The sequence below is a fragment of the Mesorhizobium sp. M0514 genome (assembly GCF_040321145.1).
Classification (GTDB): Bacteria; Pseudomonadota; Alphaproteobacteria; order Rhizobiales; family Rhizobiaceae; genus Mesorhizobium.
On record NZ_JAMYQZ010000051.1, the window covers coordinates 1 to 25,506 of the forward strand.

21 protein-coding genes and 1 pseudogene are annotated in these 25,506 nt (G+C 62.9%); 3 read left to right on the forward strand and 19 right to left on the reverse strand.

Annotation, left to right across the window (positions count from 1 at the left end):
- Nucleotides 1-420 precede the first annotated feature (420 nt).
- From NKI61_RS20450 to NKI61_RS20540, 19 genes and pseudogenes are all read right to left on the reverse strand, one after another.
- A complete protein-coding gene (locus NKI61_RS20450) occupies nt 421-1,206 on the reverse strand; it encodes a response regulator transcription factor (protein ID WP_352840515.1) in 786 nt (261 codons plus the stop codon).
- Nucleotides 1,207-1,233: 27 nt separating this feature from the next.
- Nucleotides 1,234-1,713 (reverse strand): NifX-associated nitrogen fixation protein, encoded by a 480-nt coding sequence (locus NKI61_RS20455; protein ID WP_352840518.1) that lies wholly within the window; start codon nt 1,711-1,713, stop codon nt 1,234-1,236.
- A gap of 17 nt (nt 1,714-1,730) precedes the next feature.
- A complete protein-coding gene (nifX, locus tag NKI61_RS20460) occupies nt 1,731-2,228 on the reverse strand; it encodes a nitrogen fixation protein NifX (RefSeq protein WP_352840521.1) in 498 nt (165 codons plus the stop codon).
- Complete coding sequence (gene nifN / locus NKI61_RS20465) at nt 2,194-3,576, reverse strand: nitrogenase iron-molybdenum cofactor biosynthesis protein NifN (protein ID WP_352840524.1); 1,383 nt, start codon at nt 3,574-3,576, stop codon at nt 2,194-2,196. The genes nifX and nifN overlap by 35 nt, the downstream gene beginning before the upstream one ends.
- Nucleotides 3,577-3,585: 9 nt before the next feature.
- On the reverse strand, nt 3,586-5,076 hold the full coding sequence (gene nifE / locus NKI61_RS20470) for a nitrogenase iron-molybdenum cofactor biosynthesis protein NifE (RefSeq protein ID WP_352840527.1): 1,491 nt from the start codon (nt 5,074-5,076) through the stop codon (nt 3,586-3,588).
- A 56-nt stretch (nt 5,077-5,132) separates the two neighbouring features.
- The gene (gene nifK / locus NKI61_RS20475) at nt 5,133-6,674 is read right to left on the reverse strand and encodes a nitrogenase molybdenum-iron protein subunit beta (RefSeq protein WP_352840530.1); all 1,542 of its coding nucleotides are present in this window, start codon (nt 6,672-6,674) and stop codon (nt 5,133-5,135) included.
- Between the two features lie 126 nt (nt 6,675-6,800).
- A complete protein-coding gene (nifD, locus tag NKI61_RS20480) occupies nt 6,801-8,303 on the reverse strand; it encodes a nitrogenase molybdenum-iron protein alpha chain (protein WP_023750062.1) in 1,503 nt (500 codons plus the stop codon).
- Between the two features lie 98 nt (nt 8,304-8,401).
- Nucleotides 8,402-9,295: a nitrogenase iron protein gene (gene nifH / locus NKI61_RS20485; protein ID WP_023712801.1), complete on the reverse strand. Its 894-nt coding sequence runs from the start codon at nt 9,293-9,295 to the stop codon at nt 8,402-8,404.
- A 472-nt stretch (nt 9,296-9,767) separates the two neighbouring features.
- Nucleotides 9,768-11,024, reverse strand: coding sequence for a type II toxin-antitoxin system HipA family toxin (locus NKI61_RS20490; RefSeq protein WP_352840533.1), 1,257 nt, complete (start codon nt 11,022-11,024; stop codon nt 9,768-9,770).
- Nucleotides 10,999-11,325, reverse strand: coding sequence for a helix-turn-helix domain-containing protein (locus NKI61_RS20495; protein WP_352748885.1), 327 nt, complete (start codon nt 11,323-11,325; stop codon nt 10,999-11,001). The genes NKI61_RS20490 and NKI61_RS20495 overlap by 26 nt, the downstream gene beginning before the upstream one ends.
- 580 nt (nt 11,326-11,905) lie before the next feature.
- Nucleotides 11,906-12,952 carry a type 2 isopentenyl-diphosphate Delta-isomerase gene (fni, locus tag NKI61_RS20500; protein ID WP_352840564.1) on the reverse strand — a complete coding sequence of 349 codons (1,047 nt, stop codon included), beginning with the start codon at nt 12,950-12,952 and terminating at the stop codon, nt 11,906-11,908.
- 85 nt (nt 12,953-13,037) lie between these two features.
- The gene (locus tag NKI61_RS20505; RefSeq protein WP_352840536.1) at nt 13,038-13,940 is read right to left on the reverse strand and encodes a terpene synthase family protein; all 903 of its coding nucleotides are present in this window, start codon (nt 13,938-13,940) and stop codon (nt 13,038-13,040) included.
- On the reverse strand, nt 13,937-15,487 hold the full coding sequence (locus NKI61_RS20510; RefSeq protein ID WP_352840539.1) for a hypothetical protein: 1,551 nt from the start codon (nt 15,485-15,487) through the stop codon (nt 13,937-13,939). The genes NKI61_RS20505 and NKI61_RS20510 overlap by 4 nt, the downstream gene beginning before the upstream one ends.
- 145 nt (nt 15,488-15,632) lie before the next feature.
- Nucleotides 15,633-16,634, reverse strand: a complete 1,002-nt coding sequence (locus tag NKI61_RS20515) for a polyprenyl synthetase family protein (RefSeq protein WP_196813883.1) — start codon at nt 16,632-16,634, stop codon at nt 15,633-15,635.
- A gap of 121 nt (nt 16,635-16,755) precedes the next feature.
- Entirely contained in the window at nt 16,756-18,099 is a 1,344-nt protein-coding gene (locus tag NKI61_RS20520; protein WP_352840542.1) for a cytochrome P450, read from the reverse strand.
- Entirely contained in the window at nt 18,099-18,941 is an 843-nt protein-coding gene (locus NKI61_RS20525) for a glucose 1-dehydrogenase (RefSeq protein WP_031246208.1), read from the reverse strand. Before NKI61_RS20525 ends, NKI61_RS20520 begins: the two co-directional genes overlap by 1 nt.
- Before the next feature lie 168 nt (nt 18,942-19,109).
- Nucleotides 19,110-19,235: pseudogene (locus NKI61_RS20530) on the reverse strand (ferredoxin); the annotation flags it as partial.
- A 1-nt stretch (nt 19,236) separates the two neighbouring features.
- Nucleotides 19,237-20,526 (reverse strand): cytochrome P450, encoded by a 1,290-nt coding sequence (locus NKI61_RS20535; RefSeq protein WP_352840545.1) that lies wholly within the window; start codon nt 20,524-20,526, stop codon nt 19,237-19,239.
- A gap of 90 nt (nt 20,527-20,616) precedes the next feature.
- Entirely contained in the window at nt 20,617-21,819 is a 1,203-nt protein-coding gene (locus tag NKI61_RS20540; RefSeq protein WP_352840548.1) for a cytochrome P450, read from the reverse strand.
- A gap of 200 nt (nt 21,820-22,019) precedes the next feature.
- On the opposite strand from NKI61_RS20540, the gene NKI61_RS20545 reads away from it, so the two are divergent.
- The 3 genes from NKI61_RS20545 to rpoN all read left to right on the forward strand — a co-directional run bounded on the left by NKI61_RS20545 (nt 22,020) and on the right by rpoN (nt 25,488).
- Nucleotides 22,020-22,280 (forward strand): hypothetical protein, encoded by a 261-nt coding sequence (locus NKI61_RS20545; RefSeq protein ID WP_352797902.1) that lies wholly within the window; start codon nt 22,020-22,022, stop codon nt 22,278-22,280.
- 1,169 nt (nt 22,281-23,449) lie between these two features.
- On the forward strand, nt 23,450-23,983 hold the full coding sequence (locus NKI61_RS20550) for a peroxiredoxin (RefSeq protein WP_352840551.1): 534 nt from the start codon (nt 23,450-23,452) through the stop codon (nt 23,981-23,983).
- A gap of 68 nt (nt 23,984-24,051) precedes the next feature.
- Nucleotides 24,052-25,488 (forward strand): RNA polymerase factor sigma-54, encoded by a 1,437-nt coding sequence (rpoN, locus tag NKI61_RS20555; RefSeq protein ID WP_352840553.1) that lies wholly within the window; start codon nt 24,052-24,054, stop codon nt 25,486-25,488.
- Nucleotides 25,489-25,506 lie beyond the last annotated feature (18 nt).

Here is a 25,506-nt window from a genome sequence, read left to right on the forward strand (position 1 = left end):
CATCGACATCATAGCACCGCCACGTGGCTCTCAGCAGTTTGTGAATTTCCCTAGATGTTTTTTCCAGACTGGCCGCGTCCTGTGAAAATCTCTCGATTTGCCTGTACCGTTTTTCCAGTGCGGCAATGGCGTGTGCGCGTTGTCTGGGCCATTCGGGGAGGCCATCACCCAGCGGCGGAGGCGACATAACGAGAGGCGGAGGCGACATAATCAGGACGGACAAATGTGCGCCGACCTCGGCGCACAAGCTCGCAGCTGTTCTGACGTCCAGATCGGAGTGGTCAGCTCCCGCTACACTGAGTAGGCTTTTGAAGGCCATCTGACTGCTCCCCCTGAGTATGTCGCGCCCGTAGCGCGTTTCGAAGCCGCAAGACTTGCCTTCGAACGAAGATGGAGAGTGGCACACCATCCGTTCGCTATTCAGTCGTCCGGCTTCTCGAGCGAGTAGCCGGCAGACCTGACAGTACGAATGACGCTACCTGGCGAGGCCGCCTTCAGCGCCTTTCTGATCCGGCTGATATGGACGTCGACAGTGCGTTCACCGATATGGATATTGTCCGGCCAGGCCGCGTCGATCAGCTCGTCTCGGCTGAAGACCTTGCCGGGGGCCTCAAGGAATTGCCGCAGCAGGTTGAATTCGAGAGGTCCGAGATGGATGTCGTGGCCATTACCTCGAACCCGGTGAGCATCGAGCTTCATCTCAAGGCTGCCGCAACTGAGCCAGCTGCCGTTTTTTATCCCGTTTGAACCCGGCTGTGGCAGCGCCAGCTTCGTGCGTAGACAGTCAAGCAGCTTGGCCGGCGCGAAGGGCCGCACAAAGCTCTCGTCAATTCCTGCCTTCAAGAGATCGAGGTGCTGGTTCTCGGCGCCGGGCGCGATCAACGCAATGACGGGCAGGCGGCCGGTCCGAGGATCCCCCTTGAACCGGGCGCAGATTGTGGAGCCTGCCGCGCTTGCTGGCCCGCAGTCCAGGACTACCGCCTGGAGCTCCTGTCGATCGGCCAATGCAAGTGCTTCTTTCACGCCCCCTGCTGGCTCACTCGTGAAGCCGTCCACCCCCAGAATGTGGCTGAGGAACAGATACAACTCCGCATCTTGCGAACAGATCAGTACCACTGGCTTCATCAGCGCTACCCCAAGAACCACATCGGCCTCGACCGCCTCGATTGAGAGGGCTGGCCATCGCATGTCCTCAAGGCCTGACATGATCCCCTCGATCGAAAATCGGTTCCATCACGCCCGCGCCACCTCGGGATAAGCCTCAATGGCTGCGGTGGCATCGCCGGCCAGTTGGGTACCGGCCGCGGCGAGTTTCCAGAACGTCTCGAAGCCGAACCGGTGGACGTCGCGCAGGGTCTTGGACAGAACGACCAGTCGCCCGGCCGTGAAGAGCACGCGGCCGAAGCCCTCGTGGCTTATCTCCATCATCGGCGATGCCATCAGGCCGGTGCGCTCCTCAATCGCTAGTCCGACGGCGGTGTAGAACTTATCGAGCCTCCACAGCACGTCCGGATCGGGATCGCCGATGATTGGAATTGCACGGCGCTGTTCCCTGGTGATGATGAAGTCGCCCAGCAGCTCGGCGTCCGATTTGCCTTCCCATGACCCGTGGGAATCATTGGCACGGATCAGCCGCACGAGGCATTTGACGAACGGGGTGGCAAGGGCCGCCTCGTCCTCGGTGGCGGCAGCGCTAACCTCGGCATCAGACATTTCGCCCACTCCGCATTTCAGTTCTCGTCCTCGAAGGACGGTTTCTGTTCGGCGACACCTGCCTGCGCCAGCACCTTGCGCAGCCAAGGGGGAGGACAGGTCCTGAGCATCATCTGCGTGCGCAACAGCACCTCTTGGATGGTCTCGGGCTGCGGCACTTTGATCGGATGAATTTTTGCCGAAACAAGTTTGGCTGCCGAAGGTCCGCCGATCGCCAAACAAAACAGGAGATGACAGCCCTTCAGCGCCTCCACCTTCGGGGTGATGCGGTCGTCGCCCTCAGTCCGATGCTTCCCGCTCTCGTCGGAACCGTCATCGAAGGCCACGGCTTCCACAAGATGCCACTCCTCGCGCATCACGTCGTAGACAGCAAAGCGCCTGGCCGACCCGAAATGGGCGTTGAGGTTCTTCATGTCCTGCGTGGCGATGGCCACGCGCAATGCGCCGGCTTGGCGTTCCGGCGTCGGTGCGTGAACCTCGTCAGTGACGAGCGAGAGGCGACGAACGGAGCTCATCTGGCATTTCTCGCGTACGGAGTGGATCAAACGCCTCAGGCGTCGGCGCGCGCCGGTTGGCTTCAAAAATATTGGCAACCTCGAAGATCAGGTCGCGGGTCCCCTGGTAGAGGATTGTGAGCTTGTGCTGGGCCCCGAGCCGGTCGAAGATCGGGAAGCCGACCCGCATGAGCGGAATGCCGAGGCGCTGCGCCGCCTGGCGCCCGTGGGAATGAGTAACGAAAAGATCAGCGCCGGCGCCAAGAGCTTCCAAATCGCCGAGATCGCCGATCTGAACCGACTGCGCCGGTACTTCCTCCAGAATTTTCGACACAGCGGCCGTTGTGACCGCCGCCGCGATTTCGGAGCCCATGCCGATGAAGAAGCTCGCGAGTTGGTAGAGTTGGTCTGGTTCAGCAGCGATCGCAATTTTCTTGCCTCCAAAGTGGAAATGTCCGTCGAGCAACGCGTCCTGCAACTGCGCCCGGCGACGGCGCACCCGAGCCGGCGCCCCCGCGCCCGAAACCGCACAGAGAAGCGAGACGAACCGGTCGGCGTCCTTCAATCCAGTCAGCGACCGGAACAGCACGTAAGGCACGCCGGTCAACCTCTGCAGCAGCTCGGCCGGGCGGCGCATATGCTCACCGATGACGATGCATTGCTCGGCCGTGCCAAGCTCACGGATATCCTCGACACTGGTGCCGCCATAGGTGGTCGTGACCCAACGGTCGGGCACCGTACCGTCGAGCGAGCCGGAGATGTCCGGCAGAATCACCGGCTTCAGTCCAAAGCTTGCAACCATCTCACGCAAATGCTCGACGTCAGCCACAGTGAGGTTCCAGCCAGGCAGGATCACGATCTTCTTCGACTGCCGCACCTGCTCGCCGGGCCGCGTAATCCTTTCGATCATCGCGGTGACAGCCTTGGCCCAGCCCTCTTCGATCGCGCCGTCGAAATCCGGTGTGTTGGCTAGCACCACCTCCGTACCCGCGAGTTCTTCCCTGCGCTTCAGCCTGATATTGGCGATATCGCCTGCGCAGTCTTCGCCCCGGGTTTCCACCAGCGCCGTCGTGCAGACTCCGATCAGTGTTGGCCTTGTGCGGGCCTTGAGGTTGAGGATCGCCTGTTCCAGATGGTCCGCCCCGCCAAGGATCGTCGCCACCTCATCCATCGCCGTTGTCTGCAAGGGAATGGCTTCCTTGAAATGTCGCACGAAGAGCACGAGCGCGAAGCTGGTGCAGCCTTGGCTGCCGTGGAACAAGGGCATCGCGCCGTCGACGCCAAGAATGGCCAAGGCGGCACCCAATGGCTGCGATGACTTCAGCGGATTGACCGCCGCCGCTTTGGTCTGGGGAAGGATGCGGACCATCGGCTTTCCTCAACACTCGCCGAAATCGTCGGCTGTCGTGCCGGCGAATTCCTGGACAACATGCAAGCTCGCGGTCTCGCTTTTCGTGCACGGCCGTTCCTTCCTCACCGCAGGCTGGCAATCCCATGGTGCCGGCTCCCGTACCTGGCACCAGATGGGGTTTTGAATGGCCAGGTCGATCTGGCGTACGAGTTCCAACATGCCGTCATAGCCGGCGTAAGGGTGTTGGCGCTCCTGGTTGATGTCGAGCCAGGGTGTCTTGGCCTTCAGAGCGACGAATTGCGTGCGCCCGCCTGATAGCAGGATATCGGCCTTGTGTTCGGAGAGCATGGCGTAAAGCTCGCGCGCTGCCATCTGCTCGAATATATGGTTGTGGTCCTTGAGGATCTGCTTGATCCGCTCCTTGTCTTCGACGGTCGACTTCTTGACAGAGGTGCCGACGATCTCGATCCCGATCTCCATCAGCGCATGGACGACCGACCAGGACTTGACGCCGCCGGTGTTTAGCAGCACGCGCTTGCCTGCGAGCCTCGGCCGGTAGGCCGCTAGCTTCTTCCAGGCGATCGCCTCTTCCTCTGCAATCAATACCTCGGTGCGGCCGAGGATCTCCGGATCAGCACCCTGCTTCACGAGCAGCTCAGCTATGTTCCGGAGTGCATCCGAGGTATCGGTGATGCCGTAGAAGGAGCCCTCGAAAAACGGAATGTCCCAGCGCTCGTCCATCTTGCGGGCGAGATTGATGAGCGCGGTCGAGCACACCACCATAGCCGCCCGGGCGCGGTGCGCGCAGGCAATGTCTACGTAACGCGCGTCACCGGGAATGCAGGCGCGCACCCGGATCCCGAGCCGATCCAGCAGCGGCTTCACCAGCCAGAATTCGCCTGAGAGGTTGAATTCGCCGAGGATGTTGATGTCGTAAGGGCCGGCATCGTCGGGCTCGGCCGTGCCGATGACATGCTCGAGCAACGCCTCGCCGGCAAGCTTGTTGCCAAGATTCTTGGAGCCGACGAAGCCCGGCGCATTGACCGGTACAACGGCCAAGCCGAACTTCTCCGCCGCGCGCTGGCAGACGGCCTCTATGTCGTCGCCGATCAGCGCCGTCACGCAGGTCGGATAGACGAAGATCGCCGGCGGCCCATACGCTTCCTTGATCTCGCGAATCGCTTTGAAGAGCTTCCGCTCGCCCTGCCCCATCACAACATCGAGTTCGGTGAGGTCGGTCGTGAAGCTTGTGCGCCACAGGGCTGGCCCGGACGAAGCCGCACCGCGGTTGTCCCAGGAATTGCCCTCGCAGGCGAGCGGCGCATGGATCAAATGCGCAACGTCGGTGATCGGCTGCAGCACGATCTTGGCGCCATCGAAGGCACAGCCGCCGGCCGCCGCCCCGGGGGTCAGTGGCTTCGAACAGCCCTCCTTGCGCGCCTTGGCATCCTTGCCCCGGTTCTTTTCGCAGCCAGGCTCGTTGAAGACATCCTTGATTTTGGCTCTGAGCAAGGACATTGCGTCGGTCTCCAAAGTCCCTCGGGAAGACGACCGGCCAAAGCCGACCGTCAAGCTTAGCGGGTGAGGTCATACGAGTAGTCCGTCACGCCCGTCTCGCTTGTCTCGCGATCGAGCTTGTCGAAGATCTTGTCGAGGATCGTCGTCAGGACGCGCAATCCGCCTTGGTAGCCCACGAGCGCAAACCGATGGTGATGGTGGCGATCGAAGATCGGAAACGTCATCCGGATCAGCGGCGTGCCCGTGTCGCGCTCCAGATACTTGCCATAGGAGTTGCCGATCAGCAGGTCCACCGGCTCGGTGAAGAGCAGCGAGCGCATCGCCCAGAGGTCCTTGCCCGCCCAGACTTGAGCATCCTTGCCGAAGGGCGATGATGCAAGCAGTTCCTTCAACTCCGCTTCCCATGCCGACGTGCCGTTGGTGGCGAGGCAATGGGTCGGCTCGCCGCCCGTCTCCATGATGAAGCGGGCCATGGCGTAGACAAAGTCCGGATCGCCGTAAATGGCGTATTTCTTACCGTGCAGCCAGGATTGGCTGTCCGCCATGGCGTCGACAAGTCGGCCGCGCTCGAGGCGGATTGCCTCGGGGATTTGCTTGCCGGAAATCGCGGAAACCTCCATCAGGAAGTCGTCAGTCGCCTTGACACCGAGCGGGTAATGGAACGAGGCCGTCGCCTGCCCCACCCCCTCGCAATACTCTAGCGTTTTTCGGCTGTTGTAATGCTGCAGCGACAGCGTCGCCTCGGCGTTGAGCGCCTTCCTCACGTCTTCGATCTTCGTGCCGCCGTCGTACATGCGGTATTCGCCGTCGGACGGCGTGTCGAACTGGTCAGAGGCGTCTTGGATGAAAGTATAGGACACGCCTATCAGATCGAGCAGGCGCTTGAGTTCCCGGTTGTTGCCAACACAGAAGCCGTCGAAACCCGGAATGACGTTGATGGTCCCCTCGGCTTCCGTTCGCTCCTCGCCTTTCCAGAAATGCTCCAAAATGCCCCTGACCGCAACGTCATAGCCGTCGACATGGCTGCCGACAAAGGCCGGCGTGTGGGCGAAGGGCACGTCGAAGTCGCGCGGGACCGAGCCTTCGTCCTTGGCGTTCTCGATGAAGCTGTGCAGGTCGTCGCCAATGACCTCCGCCATACAAGTGGTCGAGACGGCGATCATCTTCGGGTTGTAAAGTTGGTACGTGTTGGCGAGCCCGTCGACCATGTTCTTCAGGCCGCCGAACACTGCCGCGTCCTCGGTCATCGAGGAGGAAACCGCCGAAGCAGGCTCCTTGAAATGGCGCGAAAGGTGCGAGCGGTAATAGGCCACGCAGCCCTGGCTGCCGTGGACGAAGGACATCGTTCGCTCGAAGCCTGCGGCCGCGAACACCGCGCCGAGCGGCTGGCAGGCCTTGGCGGGGTTCACGACCAGGGCTTGGCGAGCAAGGTTCTTTTCGCGGTATTCCCACGTCTTGGTGAATTCGCCTTGGTCGGTAACGATCTGGTCCGGGTGAGGACATTCGAAATTCAGCCTCTTCTCGGCGAGCATCTGCCTGTATTCCGGCTCGCGGAACAGGGGCGCGTGGTCGAGAACTTTTTCAGCCGACTGCGGCATGGGTGGTTACCTCTTTCCATCTGGCCCGCCATACGGCGGCACAGGGACGTCGAAACGTTTTCAGGTCTCCCGCGGACAAGCGGCCACAGGCGTTCGCGGCCTCCCGGCTTCCGGGAAGCCAGGGTTTCATTCGGCTGCGATCGCCGCCGACGGCTCGGCTTTTTTCTTCCAGGGGGCGTCGTAGAGATTCCAGACAGGGTTGTTGATGGCCAGGTCCATATCGCGCGCGAAGATGGCGAAGCCGTCGTAGCCATGATACGGGCCGGAATAATCCCAGGAATGCATTTGACGGAACGGTATGCCCATCTTCTGGACCGGGTACTTTTCTTTGATGCCGGAGCCCACGAGATCGGGACGGATCCCCTCGATGAACTTCTCCAGCTCGTAACCAGTTACGTCGTCATAGATCAGCGTGCCCTTTTTCACGTAGTGGCCGGTGCGCTGATAGTCGTCGTTATGGCCAAATTCATAGCCAGTGCCGACGATCACCATGCCCAGGTCCTCATATGCGGTGACGACGTGACGGGGGCGCAGCCCGCCGACATAGAGCATCACCGTCCTGCCTTCGAGGCGCGGCCGGTACTTGGCTATGACCGCCTCGACCAGCGGCCGGTATTTGGCGATGACCGCCTCGGCCTTTGCCTCGATTTCCGGCCCGAAGTGCTTGGCTATCTTGCGCAGAGAGGCTTCGGTCTGGGAGGGCCCGAAGAAATTGTACTCCATCCAGGCGATGCCATACTTTTCCTCCATGTGCCGGCAGATGTAGTTCATCGACCTATAGCAATGGATGAGATTGAGTTTCGCCTTTGGCGCTCGCTCTATTTCGACCAGGGTAGCGTCGCCCGACCAGTTGCCGACCACGCGCAGACCCATCTCTTCGAGCAGGATGCGCGAAGCCCAGGCGTCGCCGCCGATATTGTAGTCGCCGACCACATTGACATCGTACGGGCCGGCCTCGAACTCGAGGTCCTTCTTCTCGAACACCCAGTCGCGGATCGCGTCGTTGGCGATGTGGTGACCGAGGGATTGCGAGACGCCGCGGAAGCCCTCGCAGCGCACCGGCACGATTGTCTTTTCGTGCTGCTTGGCCTTGTTGCGGGACACAGCTTCGGTGTCGTCGCCAATCAGGCCGATCGGGCATTCGGATTGCACAGTCATGCCCTTGTTCAGCGGAAAGAGTTCCTCGATCTCGTCGATGATCCGTTCGAGCTTCTTGTCGCCGCCGAAAACAATATCCTTCTCCTGGAAATCGGAGGTGAACTGCATAGTGACGAACGTGTCGATGCCGGTCGTGCCGACGTAGTAGTTGCGGCGCTGAGACCAGGAATATTGCCCGCATCCGACCGGGCCGTGCGAGATATGGACCATATCCTTGACTGGACCCCACACCACGCCTTTCGAGCCGGCATAGGCGCAGCCGCGAATTGTCATCACGCCGGGGATGGACTTGATGTTCGATTTGACCTCGCATTCGGAAAGGACCTCGCTTTCCTCGCCAGCCTCGTCGCCGCTTTTTGCGACGCTGAGGTGCTTTTTGCGGCGCTTCGCCGCCTTGTCAGGATATTGCGACAGCACTTCCTCGATAAGCCTCGCATGGAGGCCACCGTCATTCTCGTATTCCAGGCTCATGGGACCCCTTTCAAGGTTCAGGGTGACGCCTCACCGACGAGGCGCCGTTCTTTGAAAGACGCACCAGATCAGGCGGCGCCTCATGTCGGCAGCGGTCGCTACTGTGCGGCCGCCTTAGCCGTTTCCTTGACCTGAAGCTCGGCAAGCATCTGCTCGTCCGTCTTCATGATGCCGAAGTCGAGCAGCATGTCCTCGAGCTCCTCCATGGTGATCGGGGTCGGGATGGTGCCCTGGCCCGAATTCCCATGGATCTTCTCGGCCAGCGCCCTGTATTCCCCGGCCTGCTTGGAGTCCGGCGCATACTGGATCACAGACATCTTCCTGAGCTCGGCGTGCTGGACGATGTTGTCGCGCGGCACGAAGTGGATAAGTTTGGAATTGAGCCTGGAAGCAAGCGCCTCGGCGAGGTCGAGCTCGCGGTCGGTTTGGCGCTCGTTGCAGATCAGGCCGCCGAGCCGCACGCCGCCCGAATGGGCGTATTTCAGGATACCCTTGGCGATGTTGTTGGCGGCATAGAGCGCCATCATCTCGCCGGACATGACGATATAGATTTCCTGGGCCTTGTTCTCTCGGATCGGCATCGCGAAACCGCCACACACCACATCCCCGAGCACGTCGTAGGAGACATAGTCGACGTCGTCGTAGGCGCCGTTCTCCTCGAGGAAGTTGATCGAGGTGATCACGCCGCGGCCGGCGCAGCCGACACCCGGCTCAGGGCCGCCCGACTCCACGCATTTGATTCCTTTGTAGCCGACCTTGAGCACGTCCGCGAGTTCCAGGTCTTCCACCGAACCTTCCTCTGCCGCGAGGTGCAGGACCGTATCCTGCGCCTTCGCGTTCAGGATCAGGCGGGTGGAGTCGGCTTTGGGATCGCAGCCGACGATGAGGATTCTCTGCCCGAGATCGACAAGGGCGGCGAGCGTATTCTGGGAGGTGGTGGACTTGCCGATGCCGCCCTTGCCGTAAAAGGCGATCTGACGCAAACCTGACATGTAGCTTTCCTTCCTTCGTTCCATTCATCGCGGCTGCCGCGACATGAATGCCGGTCGGGCAGCTCTAGCCGCCTCGCACCTAAGGATCTCAAGACTCATGCCAATTTGCCTGATCCAACCGAAGAATAATTTCAGGTTGCTTTTCAGGGGTTTAGCTTGAGTTCCAAGAAAGATCGTCGGAACAGCCCGTGTAGCGGACGCGACATTGGCGACACAAAGCGTCGGATCGCGATCCTCAGTCACCGCATTCGGTTGAACCGCATCGTTGTATTGAGGTGGAGGAACAGCATCTCGACCCTCTGCGGGATGCTGCGAACTCTTCTGTTCCGGCGAGCTGACGTGCTTCGTCTCTCGTGTCCTCGTCGACACTGCGTAGAATCTTGCGCGCGACGGCATACCATCGGTCCGCGGCCACTCATCCGGTCCCACAGGCGGATAGTCCCGCTATATCAGCAACCCGAGGGGTCTCGGCTCACTTGTCGGCACAGGAATTCAGTACCGGCGTCATCGCCTTCACATGTTCGTCGATCCGCTCGAGCACTTTCGCAGCGACAAGGTCGCGCTCAGGCAGATGCCACCAGTGTTCGTTGACGAGTTTGACCGTCTCGACCACTGCCTTCAGGACTGCCGGCTCCGGAAGCCGTGCACGGTTCGCAAATGCTTTCCATCGCGGTGCTGCTAGCGCCTTAAACGAGCGCTCTCCTCCAAGCGACAGCGCCAAGGCGTCGGCGGGAATGTATGGCACGGTGGACAGGACGTCGTAGATTGGTGCAAGCGCCGGCTTGTCGCCGTTACCCGGATAGATCAAAGACCAATTCTTCAGGTGCATGTCGCCATTGCCGGTGATGACGGTCAGTGCCAGGCGGCGGACGAACTCGAGAGCCGCCGTAGGCGAGACGGCGACACCAAGAGCCAAGGCTATGTCGTGATAAGCAGCCCCCTCATATTTGCGCGACGGGTAGACACCGAAGATCTGAGCGAAATCCTCGATGTGTATCCTCCCGCCACCGGCGCCGCGATCGAAGCGTTTGACGAGAAGGACCTTGCCCTCCGACAGCGTATTGAATTCTTCGGGAACGCCCTCAAAATCGGACTTCTCGACCAGTTCGCATTCAGGAACCTGCATGCCGATTGCTGCTGCCAGCGCCAGGTTGGCGAATTCGTTCTCGGAAACGTCCGGAAAGGCCGTCGACGGGAACTTGGCGATGTACCGGCCCTGCTCGTCGTCCATCGGCAAGGTAAGGCCGCCGCCGTTTCCAGTGTTCTTCATGACCGACAGTTTCATCTGCACGCCGGCAAGCGAGAACCGTGCCTTGGGCTTATCCTTTGAAGCATCCTGTGACACCGCTATCGCGCCGTCACTGGGCAACGCCCGTACGGCTCCCGGCAGATCGGCGCCCAGCGCCGCTAAAAGGTCGAAATCATTGCCTGGCCGCACATTGCCTTCGTGGTGCCTTTCCATCGCCTCGCGCAATTTCTCCTCCGGCAGGAGGTTCGCGAAGAAAGCGGGCAAGGCGCCCGCCATAGGCTTCGGATCTTTCCGCAATCCTCCCGTCGCTGCCCGGAACGACAGGCTGAGAACCGGAAAGCCGCCCGTCGCGCGGTAGGCCTCATCGAAGTTGAATGCATTGAAATCACCCGGCGTCCTGACGATTGTGCCGATCTTCACTGCGTTCAAGAGCACGTCCAGGGACGGGATCGTCTTAGGTGCGCGAAAGACTGGGACCATGATCGTCATCGTCAGGTTGAGAAACAAAGGCGGGTCGATCGTCATCATCATGCGGACGCAATAGAGCCTGGACAGCCGGAACCATGGCTTGCGGAACCAGCATCATTTCCAGACCGAGCGCGCGAGCGATATTCATGAGCGTCGTCGCACGCGCGGCTGCGGCTCCCTTTTCGATGTCGCGATATCGGGGACGGGATATACCCGCCAAATCAGCGACCTGCTCCTGCGTCATGGCAGCGGCCAGCCTCGCCTGCCTGAAAAACCCACCGATTTCGCGCAGAATTTCCGATTGAGAGTCCATATGATACGTAAACGATCCATTCCAATGCTAGATGATATGGCAGAGTACCTTATCCAGCGATCGAGTCAACACGTCATGATCTGCTCGCGTATCATGCATCAGCTTTATGATACGAAAAGAGATCAATTATCCTGCATTTAGCGCCGCCCGACGATGGCGCCGTCCGAAACGGACGCCCGATCAGCGCTCCGAAATCATCGGACGTTAAATCAAGGCGGTCCGGCAGCTGAAATCGCTCGTCTCTTCTCGTTCATACGGCCGGCCGCGCTGACTGGGGGTCAATGCGGATCGCCACTCCTTCATTGTAATGGATTTGCACCATCTGCTCCTGCCGGTCTCCGCCGCAGCTGGTGTTCCGACGCTTTTAGGGACTCATCTTCGGCGTGACCGGTCACCCTGATCGAGCATCGAGATAGCCGTCGAATACGCTTTACTCGCGGCTGTCCATATGGCGGAACGCCTCCTTGATCACGAAGCAGCACCCGAAAAACCCCGCGACGAGCGCGAATGGCCCGGCGGTCCGCGATCTTCTCACTCGGCAAGGCTAGGCGCCCGCCGCCACGTGCGGGCTACGCCGGCATCAACCGGCGGGCAGATGCGTCGAGGGCAACAAGCGCGCCTGACGCAACGCCGCCAGATCAGCCGAGCCGGTGCAGAAGCAGGCGACGGCCAACTGGCGGATGACGATCTCGAAATGCGCGACAACGGCCTCGGTGGATACCGTAGCCGCGCGCAGCACGCCGGCTGCCTGCCCGGCGATGTCCGCGCCCAGGCGGATAGCCTTGGCCACGTCGACGCCGTCGCTGACCCCGCCCGACGCGATCAGCTTCACCGCTGGCAGCGCCCGACGTACCGCCTGCACGCTGGCCGGGGTCGGGATCCCCCAATCGGCGAACGCCATCGCAACTGTACGGTCGGCGGCATCGGGGGCCCGCTCGCCCTCCACCGCGGCCCAACTGGTGCCGCCGGCGCCGGCGACATCGATCACCGCCACGCCCGCCTGAACGAGCGCACAAGCCACCGAGGCAGAGAGGCCCGACCCCACTTCCTTGGCCACGATCGGCACCCCCATGCTGCGCGCGGCGCGAGCGATCTGCGCCAGGACGCCGCGCCAGTCGCGGTCGCCCTCCGGCTGTACCGCTTCCTGCAGCGGATTGAGATGGACGATGAGTCCATCGGCCTCCAGTGCATCCACCGCCCGGCGCGCCAAGTCCAGGCCGTCGGCCTCACGCAGTTGCGCGGCGCCGATATTGGCCAGCAAGGGAACGTCTGGGGCCTGGCGGCGCAGCGCGCGCGTCAGCCCTTGGGAGTTGCGGGATTGCAGGCTCACGCGCTGCGAACCGACGCACATGGCGATCCCCAAGGCTTGCGCTGCCTCGCTTAGATGCCGGTTGATGGCCTCGGCGCGTGGCGTGCCGCCGGTCATGGAGCTGATCAGCAGAGGCGCGCGCATGGTCTTGCCCAGCAGCGAGGCGCTGAGGTCGATCTGCGTCAGGTCCAACTCGGGCAATGCGCAGTGTTCGAAACGGATGTACTCCCAGCCGGCGGCCTTGGCCCGTGCCGTTCGCCGATTCAGCACGATGTCCAGGTGGTCGTCCTTGCGCCGGCTCAGGTTGGTGTCGCTGATGCTCGCTCCATCCGCCGCATCGGGCGACGGCGTTGCGTCGGATCGGACCGACGGGAGCGCGCGCAAGCCGCCGCTTCCCGCGCGTTCAGGCCGGCGCACGCTGGCCTCCCTCCGCAGCGTCGCTGCGGTAGCGGCTGGTTGAGGTCTCGTAGTACTGCGCGCGGATGGCCGCCATGGCGTCGATCAACGGTCCCCACGGCGCGGGAAAGCGTTCTTGCGCCATCACCCGGTGCAGCATGCGCGTATGGCCGGCCAGCTCGTCGTTGAGGAACTCCACCACAGGCATAGCCGGATAGCGCTGCAGCAGCAGGATCGCCGCGTTAGCTCCCTCGCCGGCCGACCTATCCTTTTCGCGTCCATGCAGATCGTTCTGCAAGCGCCCTATCGCGGAGATGAGCCGCAGGACCTGGCGAAACGCCGGATGCGCGCGCAAGGTCGCCATGTCCAGCCCCCACAGCAACGACAGGCAACAGAACACGTTCGTGTAGGCGATCGAGTCCACGCCGTTCTGCAAGTACTCGGCGTAGGAACATCGCTCCGCCCCTGCCGCCTGCGCGTGTCCGGCACGCAGCGCCGCGCAGTAGCACCGGGTATCCTCGAGAAGCTGGGCATAGTCGCGACGATCGTAGGCGAGCGCGGCGAGCGAAGCGCGCAGCACGGCACAGCCCTCGAATCCGGGGAGCGCGCACGGCACGCCCTGCCCCAGCGCCTGCTCCACCGCGGCGAGCTGCTCCGGCGCGATCAGGTCAAGGTCGTTGCAATCGTCCAGCCAGAACAGCAGCGCCAGTTCGCGATAGAACGCCACGATCAGCGTCTCGTCCAGCGGATCGCGGCCGGTGCGGGCGCTGGTGTCGCGCAGGCTCGGCTGGATGCGCTGCAGGATGTACTGGCCGCCCCGGACTGCTTCCACGCCATGCTCGTCGGCGAACCCGGTCAGGGAACGCCCCCACTCCAGCACCTGTTGCAGCGCGCGATGGGTCGGGATCATGGCCCCGCTCCTGCTCCCTCGGCCGAGACGCGCCGCCCCCAACGAAGCGCCAGCCACAACCCGGCGAGTTCGGTCACGCGCACCACCCGGGTGGGGCAATACAGTTCCTTGCCGATCCACAGCGGTGTCTGGGGCAGTGAGTGCGCTGCGTGGCGGGCGAGCATCCACTTCAGCGCACCCGCCACCGCCTGCGCGATGCGCCGGCGTCCTGCCGGCTCTTCGCTCCCGTCCATCACGTGCAACGCGAACAGCGCATAGGCGGTTTCCTCGAATGTGGACGCGCGACCGGCGCCCCAGCCGCCGTCATCGCGCTGCGCCAGCAGCAGCGCTGTCAGCGCGCGCTCCTCGCGCCACTGGGGCTTGCCTTGCGCGAGCGCAGCAATCGCATGCGCGGTGGGATACAGCCACGAAACGTGCCATTTTTCGTTGTCCCATAGACCGTGCGGGTTGCGATTGGCCTCGACGTAGGCGCTGGTGCCGGCGGCGGGCTTTCCCAAAATTCGCAACGCATGCAGGGCATGGATGTTGGTCGACACCGAGGCATTGCGCTCGCCGGGGAAGGTGACGAAGAGCTCGCCGGTTGCGAAATGGCGCAATGCATCGACCGCCGGGTCGCGGCCTGCAAGGCGAAGGACGCACAACGCAACGGCGGTGTCGTCCGCATCGGCCGCGAAGTGCAAGGCAGGGCCCAGACCGCGGACTCCGAGGCGGGCGTCGAGCTGCGCGATGATCACTTGCACCGCCTCGGCGAGCGCGGGATGCGCGAACAGACCGGCCAGATGCAGGGTGTACAGCGACCAGCATGGCTCGAACACATTGATCGGCCAGACGTTGGGAACGACACCTTCGATGCCGGTGCGCGTTGCCCGCGATGCCGCCTGCAGATACCCGTCGGTGCGCCCGACCTGCGGCGTTCTTCCCTGTGTCACGGCGTGCGCACGCCACGCGGCGGTGGCCGCCGGACTGATGCCGATGCTGCCGTCGTCGTCCGGGCATGCGGTGGCCGGCGACGCCCCCCAGGCTTCCGAGGAGTGCAGCAACGGATGGCCGCTCGGCAAGGTCGCCACAGCCCCCAGCTTGACCAGGCGTGCTTGCCGCAACGGCAACAGCGCCGGGTGGCGCGGAAACGCCAAGGCGCCCAGCAAGGATGCGGCCTCGTCGCACAACTGCGGCAGGATCAGCTCCGCGCCGATGGGCGCGTCTTCCGGCACCGCATGCGCGTAGGGATCGGGCTGGCGCTCGAGGAACCGGATTGCAGCCTGGACTGCGTCGGCGGCGCCGGGAAGAGGATCGGCACGCTGCAATGCCAGCAGCGCCGCCCAGGTGGGCGCATGGCGAAACAGCGGGAAGTCCGCACCTCCCCATCCGCCATCGGCCTGTTGCTGCGCGATGAGCCACGCATATGCCTCGTGCCGACCGGTGACTTTGCCGTCGAACTGCAGAGCTCGCGCCGTGTCGTATACGGACGGACCGACGCTGCCGCCGTCGCTCATCTCGCTCAGCAGGTGGCGCAATTCGGAAAGGATCTGTTCGGACAGCGCGTTCACGCGGGATTTTCCTTCTGCAGAGGGCTATGAGAACAGAAACGGGCAGACGCCGCGCACGTCGCCGCCGACACGGACACAGTGCAGCATGCAGCGCCCGCCGGCCGATCGCAGCAGCACAGCGGCAAGTCCTTATGGATGGGCGCGCTCATGCGTATGGCGCGGACAGATAGACGTTGGCCCGCTGCAGCATCTGCGCCAACCCTTCCGCACGCGCCCCCAGAGGGGCGATGGCCTCCCCCGCGTCGTGCAACAAAAACAGCGCGAACTGGCGCGCTGCCTGCAACCCCATGATCGACGCGCAGGTCGGCTTCTGCGCGGCCGCGTCCTTGCCGGGGGTCTTGCCAAGAGTCGCGGTATTCGCCGTCGCGTCGAGAATGTCGTCGGCCACCTGCAACGCCAGGCCATAACAGGCGGTGTAGCGATCGAGTGCACTGTACAGCGTAGTGTGCGCGGCATCCTCCGCGATGGAGTATAGCGCGCCCATGCGAACCGACGCGCGCACTAGCGCTCCGGTTTTCATCCGGTGCATCGCCAGGATCCTGTCCAGCCCGGCGTGCTTTCCGACCAGCGACAAATCCATGGCCTGCCCGCCTGCGGCACCCTCGGCGGACACCGCCTGCGCCAGTTCACGCACGAGCGCGATACGATTGTCGCCCGGCGCATCCAGGCTCGCCAGGGTCAGGAAGGCGTGGGCCTGCAGCGCATCGCCGACCAGGATCGCAGTGGCTTCGCCGAACTTTACGTGCACGGTCGGAAGGCCGCGGCGAAGCACGTCGTCGTCCATCGCGGGCAGGTCGTCGTGGACCAGGGTACAGGCGTGCATCATCTCGATGGCGGCACCGACGTCGTCGAGCATGTGCGCCGGCGTGCCCGCCAGTGCGCCGGCAGCCAGACAGAGCAAGGCTCTGGTGCGCTTCCCGCCATGCAAGGTGGCGTAGCGCATGGCTGCCATCAGCTCTGTCTTACCGTCGTCTTCGGCGCAGAGCAGACGCGCCAGCGCCTGTTCGACCCGCTTTGCGCCGTCCTGCATCCAGATCTCCGGGAGCAGCCCGCCAGATGCGCCGCGCGCCTGCGCGCCCAACCCGCCGAATGCGGAAACGCCAGTTCGGTCGTCGTGTATTGTGGAACCGGTTTGCATGTTGTTCATGTCCTTGTAGCTGAGACGGCCACGGCGAGCGCAAGTCGTCACACGAGTGCGTGCGCTGAGTGCAGCAATGCCGCGCCCCGCCGGCGCCGCTGCCTTGCCACACAGGGCGTGCGACGCCAGCTCATGAGAAGCCTATGCGGATTGCCATGGACGGATGTGCGGTCGGGTAATAGCGCCGGCCTTTTTCGACGTCGCTCAGCAACTGCGGCCGCACCCGGTCCTTGTGCATGGTCAGCGCCAAGGCGATGCAGAACTGCACCATTTCCAGCCATACCAGGTGGTAGCCGATGCAGACGTGTGGGCCGGTACCGAACTGCAGCATGTCCACGGGCCGGATCGGTTCTGTGCGTAGCAGCCACCGCGCCAGGCGGAACTGATCAGGCGCCTCGTGCAGCAGCGCCGAGGTCGAGAAATGCAGCAGCGGGATGCATAGGTGGGTGCCCGCGGGAATGCGCCGTTGGCCGAGTTGCAATTCCTGCAGCGCGCGACGCGGCAGGAGCGTGGTCGCCGGATGCAGGCGCAGTGTCTCGCGGAACAGCGCCTCGGCGACCGGACACTGCGCCAGGTCCGCGTGCCGGGTCGGCACCGCGCCCACGCGTTGCGCCTCCTCTACCAGGGCGTCCCACAGCACAGGCTGCCGCGCCAGCTCGATCACAATCCAGGCCATCGTCGAGGCAGTGGTGTCGTGACCGGCAAGCAGCAGCAAGCGAATATTGGCGATCAGGACGTCATCGGAGAGCGGACCGTCGCTGCGGTCGAAGGCGCTAACCATGTCGTTGATCAGCCCGGTGCGCGGGGCATGCGCGCGCGCATCGCGGACGAACTGGCGCAACTGCGCGTCGATCCAGTCGCGAGCGGCACGGCCGCGCCGCAAGGGCAGTCCGGGCAGGTCGACTGGTGGCGCGACGATCAACTGCAGCAATTGCCGGTACTTGCGATGCCATCCCGGCAGATCCTGCGCGGGGATTCCCATGAGGCTGAAGATGAGCTTCAGCATCAGGTCGCCGGTCTCGCGCAGGATAGTTACCTCGCCGCGGGCGCGCCACGCCTGCACCCGCGCCTGGATGACCGGCGCGAACAGGTCGCCGATCCCGGCCTGGGTCAGCCCCTTGGGCAAGAACGCTGCCTTGATGGCATCGCGCGCCTGCCGGTGCGCGCCGCCGTCCAGGGCAACCAACGTTCCGCCAAGCAATTCGGGCGCGATCTCTTCGATCAGCGCCGAGGACACGTCCTTGTGCTTGAGCAGAGAGAATGCGTCCGGATCCACACAGGTCATCAGATGTCCGGCAGGGCCGAAATCCAGCCAGAAGTGGCTGCCCAGCGTCCGTTCTGCGCGTTGCAGCAGGCGCGGCAGGTCGCAGACAATGGCGGGAAGATGCCCGACCAGGGGGAAAGCGCCGGGCATGACCGGGATGTCGGATCGCAGCCGGTGCCGACGGTTGAGTGGGTTGAGCAGTATGTCCATCAGCAGCGCGCCGCCGTCGCCGATTCGGTGTCGCCGGCAGGGCGCGCGGCGCAGCTGTTGCCACCGTCGGCGTATGTCGGCACATGCGCCAGCATGCCGCCATCGATGCACACGACCTGGCCGGTGATGAACGCAGCATCGGCGGAGAGCAGGAACGCCACGAGCGCGGCCACGTCCTCGGGGCGGCCGACGCGCTGCAGGAGCTGGTGTCGGCGCAGATGCCGTTGCATGCACTCGTCCAGCTTGGCGAGGAGACGCTCGGTCATGATAAGACCCGGCGCAACCGCGTTGCAGCGAATCTGCGCATGACCGTACTGGGTGGCGAGCGAAGCCGAGAGCATGTTCATCGCCGCCTTCGACGCGCCGTAGGACGTCTGCGCCGTGTCACCGCTGAGCCCTTGGCACGACGACATGTTGACGATCGCGCCACCGCCGCGGTCGATCATCCGTGGGATGGCCTGCCGGCAGCAGAGCAGCGTGCCGCGCAGATTGGTCGCCATGGTCTGGTCCCAGACTGCCAGGTCCAGGTCGAGGATCGCGCAGTCGCGCGGGGTCAGATGCATGGCGCTCGCATTGTTCACCAGCAGGTCGACCCCCCCGAAGTGCCGCTCCGCCGTCTCGAACAGCGCTGCCACCGCCTGCTCATCGGCGATATCCATGGCTATGGGCAGCGCGTGGCCTGCTTCGGCCGCGATCTGCGCGGTGCAGGCGATGGCCGCCGAGCCATCAATGTCGGCCACCACCACTCTGCCGCCCCCGCGCGCGATGGCGAGAGCGCATGCCTTGCCGATGCCGGCGCCGGCGCCGGTCACCACGGCCACCTTGCCTTCAAACCTTGCCATCGTGTCTCCTGAATTGCATTGGTCTTTCGCAGCATGCCGCTCGGCCTGCGCCGGAGAAGGCGCAGGGTCCGCGCTGGCGCGCTCGTCATGGCCAGCATCGCTTTCGATGACCCGAATGGCGGCGACCGGGCACTGGTTGGCCGCAAGCCGCACGGCGGCGTGCAGCGCCTGCGGGACCGTCGCCACGCACACTTCGGCCACCCCGTCCGGTTCGCGCTGGCGAAAGGCGCCCGGCAGCGTCAGCACGCACTGCCCGGTAGTTCCGCACAGATCCTGATCGACCACGACGCGCATCTCAGCCCTCCTGCCGATGCAGCCGCACCGGCAGCGCGCGGAACGTCCTAAGGAACGCGGAGGGCTCCCGGGTCGGCTGCTCGGCCAATGCCAGCGTGGGGAAGCGCGCCTGGATCCGCGGCAGGCTCTCGGCCAACTGCACCCGGGCCAGTTGCGCACCAAGGCAAAAGTGGATGCCGTGGCCGAAGGCCAGCATGATCTTCCCGTCGATCGAAATGCCAGGACTGGTGCCGTAGAACCGCACGGGATCGAAGCGGTCCGGATCGGCGAAGGCGTCCGGGTCGCGATTGCCGGCCGCGATCAGAACGCGCACGTCCGCGTTCTTCGGGATCACCACGCCGCCCAGTTCGATGTCGCGCTGGGCGATACGCGGAATGGAGCTGAACATGGCGGGCGCGTCGTAGCGCAGGGCTTCTTCGACGAATGCCTTTACCCCCATGGCATCTCCTTTCAGCCAGTGCCGCTGTTCGGGATACGCCAGCATCGCCAGGACAGCATGGCCGATGGCCGCGGCAGTGGTGGCGAAGCCGCCCAGCAACATGCCCCAGAGCATGCTGATCAATTCCGTATCCGACAGCATCTCGGCATCGCCGTCGTGTGCGCCGACCAGCATTGACACGATGTCGTGGCTGGAATCGGAGCGCTTGCGCTGTATGAGGTCGCCGAAGTAGGCCTGAACCCTGGCGCTGGCCGAGTCCGCCGCGGCGAGCTGGGGATCGCTGGCGTGCGGGCTCAGGCCTTCCAGAATGGCGCTGATGCCGGTGACGAGCCCGAGAATGTCGTCCGGGGGCATGCCGAACAGTTCGCCGAAAACCAGCAAGGGCAAGGCCAGCGCGAATTCCTGATGCAGGTCCACTGCCTCCCCGCGCTCCAGTGCGGGCGCCATGCCCTCCAGGCGCGCTGCGACAATGCGAGCGATGGCCGGCCTCAGCTTGTCGATCTGGCCGATGGTGAAATCGCGCGAGATCAGCCGGCGCAGACGCGTATGCGTTGGAGGTTCCTTCATCGCCAAAGTGGACGCCAGCAGACTTAGCGACAGGCTGGTCGCCGCACGCGGGAAATAGCGCGCCAGTTCGCCTGGCGCCGGCCCCCGAAAAGCATCGCCCGTGGCCTTGAGCGCCCAGTAGATGTCGGCGTGGCGGCTCAACAGAAAGAGGCCCGACGCCGCGCGATGTACCGGATCGTGCTCGCGCAACCACCGCATGAATGGATACGGGTCCTGAATGCACGCTGGCGACGCCAGTTCGGCGAAGGCGTCCCGGCATGCTGCCGTGGTTTCTTGCACGTCCATCTTGGTCACCTGTTGGTTGGCTGATCTGATGGCGCGCGGCAGTCGCGCGGGCAATTCGAGGACATCGCGATTCCTCGTGGCGTCCGCGCATCACCAGAGCACCGGGAACTCCTCGAACCCGCCAGTGATGATCTCCTTGCGCAACCTCAGTTCTTCGGGCGCCACGGCCAGGCGCAGCGCGGGAAAGCGCTGGAAGATCGAACCGAACACCGCCTTGAGTTCCAGCCTGGCCAGCGCCAAGCCGACGCAGTTGTGGGGTCCGTAGGAGAACGCCAGGTGCGGGTTTTCGTCACGTCCGATGTCGAAGATTTCCGGGTCGTCGAAATGGCGCGGATCGAACGACGTCGCCGGCAGGCCGACCAGCACCTTGCTCTCTGCGGGAACATGCACGCCCGCGATGGTCACGTCGGTCCTCGGATAGCGCATGATGCCGTCCCAGCCGGCGCCCGGCGGGTACATGCGCAGGATTTCCTCCACGGCCTTGTCCACCAGGGATGGATCGCCCACCAGGCGTTCGCGCTGTTGCGGATGGCGGAACATGGCCAGCAGGCCAAATTCGATCTGTGCCACGGTGCTCTCGTGCCCCGCCACCAGCATGCCTGCCGCCAGGCCGATCGCCTCTTCCTCGGTCGCCTTGCCCTGGTCGACCGCCGCGAGCAGATCCGTCAGCACGTTGTCGCCCGGATCCTGGCGCTTGTCCCGCATCTTGCCGCGAATGTAGGCGCGGAGTTCTTCCCAGGCCAAGTGCGACGCGCTTCGCGGGCCGCTTTCATGCTGGTGCGTCATCACCTCGTCGGACAGCCCTGCAAAAAAGGCGTGATCCTCGTAGAGCACGCCCATCAGCGCGCCAATGACCATCGCAGGAAGCGGAAAGGAGAGGTGGCGCCGCAGATCGGCGGGCTGGGGCTGGGCCGCCAGCGTCTCGAACAACTGCGCGGCGATCGCCTCCACTTGTTGCGCGAGCTGCTTCACCCTGCCGTTGCTGAAGGCCGGCGCCACGATCGTGCGTAGCCGCGTATGCTCGCCCCCCTCGTGCGAGACCAGCCATCCTGGCGAACCGAGAATCACCGAATCCGGGGTGAATGCCGCCGGCGGCATTCCGGCGGGCCGGAACGCCGCGTCGGTCAACACCGCCTTGGCCTCGTCATAGCCTGTGATCCACCAGCCTTCGTGCCCGGACGGGAAGCGCACGCGGTGGATCGGACCGTTGGCCCGTAGCGCCAACATCTCGGGCGAGGGCTCAATGTGATCGACCCGCCACATCGGCAGCGTCGGCAAAGGTTGTTCGGACATGGTGGCACTTCACTCTATAGCGATGGAAGGGCGGAAGGTGACCGGCGGGCGCTGCGGCAGCGAAGACCTAAGACGGCATGTAGAGGACGTCGTCCGAAGGCAGACCGATTATCAACATCGGCCAACGTGTAACTGTCTAGGCACACCGCGCGGCGAGTTGCAGAACTTTATCCTGCACCATCGATTTCAGGATAAGGTCGGTGTGGTGGGCCTTTGAGCCGCCGCCAGCCAAGATTTCCTGCGCAAGGGTCGACAAGAGCGGCGAGCTGTTGGGTAAGGGCGGTTTCGCCGAGGACCCCATGCCCATAGACGCTATCCGACGCGGATTTGACATTTTGCTTTTCTTTCTTCGTTCCATTCGTGCCATCCACGAAATGAAAGTCGGTCGGCGGCTCCCGGCCCGCAACGAAGAGGCTTCAAACCTCGTGCCAATTTGGCCGACCGAAGAAAAAAATCTGTGATGCTTTTAGGGGCTTAGCCTGAGGCCAGAGAAGAGCTAGGCGAAATAGGCCGGTGTCGCCGGCCAACAAAGGCGACGGAACAGTGTCGGACAGAACGCCTCGGCGACCTTTAGGTCGGGCTTGCGACATTCTGGTCCAGTTTCGAACATAAGAGGGCGGCAAACAGACACGATTGTGGAATTCGATCCTCACGGAATCACGGCGCTTGCCGAAGAACGCGCGCTCATGGTTGCTGCGACAGGCGCATGTTCGCGATAGCCGTGCCGGGCGCACCCATGAACGCTAGCGCCACACGTTACGCAATGACTGGAGTGCCCTCCAGCCTCAGGTAATGCATCGGCTCGGCTTCCGGTTCGGGGCTATCCGCACGATACAGCATCGTTGTTGCCTGTATGACGAGGCGGTTATAGCGCGCGCCCGGCATCTTCTAAGACACGGCCTCCGAGAAGGAGGGGCGGTCCAACAGCCCCTCTAATCCAAATGGCACGCCGCTTGCTGCTCCTGGTTAGAGCACCATCAAATCACGATGAAAGCGACTTGCACCATGCCCGACACGCGAAGCTCCAGACCGTGGCCTAAGGAGACGGTGCCCCTTCCAGCTGAACATCGGGGCATCGTCTCCTCCGGAAGTCCGTTCTGGGTGGCCGCTTTGCGCATGGCTGGTCCGATGCCGGCACGCCAACACGGGCCGCGCGCGCAAATGCGGTTTGCCGGTTCTGTTCAGCATGTGAGTGCCGAAAAGCCTTGTCAAAGGGTCACCCAAGCCAAGGCCGGCGGGTCACTGCCACATACCGACAACACGCTGAACCAGTCCAGTGACTCGGAGTCCTGTGACGCGGGTGTGTTGCATGAAGACATTTCAGGCCCCCACATGCTTGCGATATTGGCTCCTTCCGGCCGCTGTCCTTTTCGAAACGCACGATCGCTAGTGACCGATCCCGCTTCCGGCGCCACAGCCGTGGAAAGCAACCGGCTCGACGGTGTCCAGATCGCTCAGATCGACTGCGTTCGGGTGGCCAAGACACCGCTAAGACGTTCCCATGGGTCGGGAGGGAAAAAGGAGGTTGCGAGCCGCGAGGCCCTCATTCCGTGCCGGGCATACGAGCCTTTGTCCGGTATTGCGCCAGCCTCTGCCAGAACTCAGCGCAGTCTTCTTTAGGAGCAACTTGATGACAGTTCAAAAGAAAGTTCCCTTCGTCACCTTTCTCACGCGTGTTCACGATAAGTCAGTCCAAGGGCCAAATCCATATCGCTGGCAAGAAAAGACATCTGACGACTACTTTGCCGACAAGCGGGTCATCCTGTTCTCGCTGCCTGGCGCCTTCACGCCGACCTGCTCGACCTACCAATTGCCCAAGTTCGAAGAGCTCTATGATGAGTTTGAGAAGGAGGGAATTGACGCGATTTACTGCCTCTCAGTCAACGACGCCTTCGTCATGAATGCGTGGGGGAAGTCCTTGGGCCTGAAGCAGGTCGAGCTCATCCCCGATGGCTCAGGCGAGTTCACACGCAAGATGGGCATGCTGGTTGCCAAGGACAATCTCGGATTCGGGATGCGCTCATGGCGCTACGCCGCCCTGATCAACAATGGCGTGGTGGAGCACTGGTTCGAGGAGGAAGGTATCTCCGACAACTGCGAGGCCGACCCGTATGGCGTCTCATCCCCGCAAAACGTTCTCGAAACGCTGAAAGCCGCCGCATGACCTAGAAAACGTCTCACTGAGCCATTGCAGGCCCCAAGAGGCTCCTCGACAGGATTATCGCACTCACCATGCAATCTTCAGCAAGCCTGTTTCAGCGCCAGAAGCAATCCATCGTCGCATCGCCTCAAATCATTGAGTCGATTCGCTTGCTGCAACTGGCGCATACCGAACTGCATCAGTTCGTGGAGCGGGAAATCGAGAAGAACCCGCTCTTGGAATCTGCGTCAAACGATGGCGGGCCTTTTGACGATGCTTCGATTTCGGGAGCGGATCAGCCTCTCGGCCCTGGTGCAAACGCCGTTGAAGGACTGACCGGGGCAGGGTCGCCTGAGCGGCTCGGGCAATGGAAATCACTTCGCAATACGACCAACAACCCGCCGGGCAATGGCCCTTCCCTCGACGAGTTTGCCACCCTCGCCGAAACATTGCACGACCATGTCGCTCGTCAGATCGCCCTCACTGCGTTCACACCACAGGAGCGGCTGATCGCTGGCCAGCTTGCCGCCGATCTGGAAGACACTGGCTATCTTCGGGCAAACCTTTTGGAGCTGGCCGAGAGCCTTAATGTCCATGAGGCAGTTGTGGAACGGGTTCTCGGAACCTTGCAGCAATTTGATCCACCGGGAGTTTTTGCGCGAAGTCTCAGAGAATGCCTCGAGATCCAGTTGCGCCAGCGAAACCGGCTCGACCCGGCAATGGCAGCTTTGGTTGCCCATCTTGAAATGCTTGCGCGACGCGATTTTGAGGCACTAAAGCAGCATTGCGGCGTCGATGAAGAAGACCTTCTCGACATGATGCATGAGATTCGGGCGCTCGATCCCAAGCCTGGGAACAGATTCCAATCCGGTGCGTCTGAATCAATTATACCCGACGTCTGGGTCACGCCATCGCCGCAAGGCGGGTGGCAGATCGAACTTGATCCCGCCACGCTGCCGAAGCTGCTGATCAACCAAACCTACTATGCCGAAGTCACGCGTCAAACTGCCCAAAATTCGAAAGATAAAGCATTTCTCGACGAATGCTTGCAAAACGCGAACTGGCTAATCCGCAGCCTCGATCAGCGCGCCAAGACGATTGTTAAGGTTGCGGCTGAAATCGTGCGTCAGCAGGATGCCTTTTTGGAACATGGCGTCGCCCACCTGCGGCCTCTCAATCTCAGAACCGTCGCTGACGCGATCGGCGTGCACGAGTCGACGGTAAGCCGGGTGACCTCGAACAAGTACATGCTTACCCCGCGCGGCGTCTTTGAACTGAAATATTTTTTCACCGTCGCGATCGCGTCCTGCCAAGGCGGCGATGCGCACTCCGCCGAAGCTGTCCGGCATCGGATCAAAGCGATCATTGCCGCAGAATCTCCCGGCGACGTGCTTTCCGACGAGGACATCGCTGTCCGGCTGAAGGAAACCGGCATTGATGTTGCGCGCCGCACCGTCACAAAGTATCGCGAAGCAATGAACATCCCCTCCTCCGTGCAACGCCGCCGGGAAATGCGCTTGTGTTTTTAGATTTGGGTCAAAGCAGCC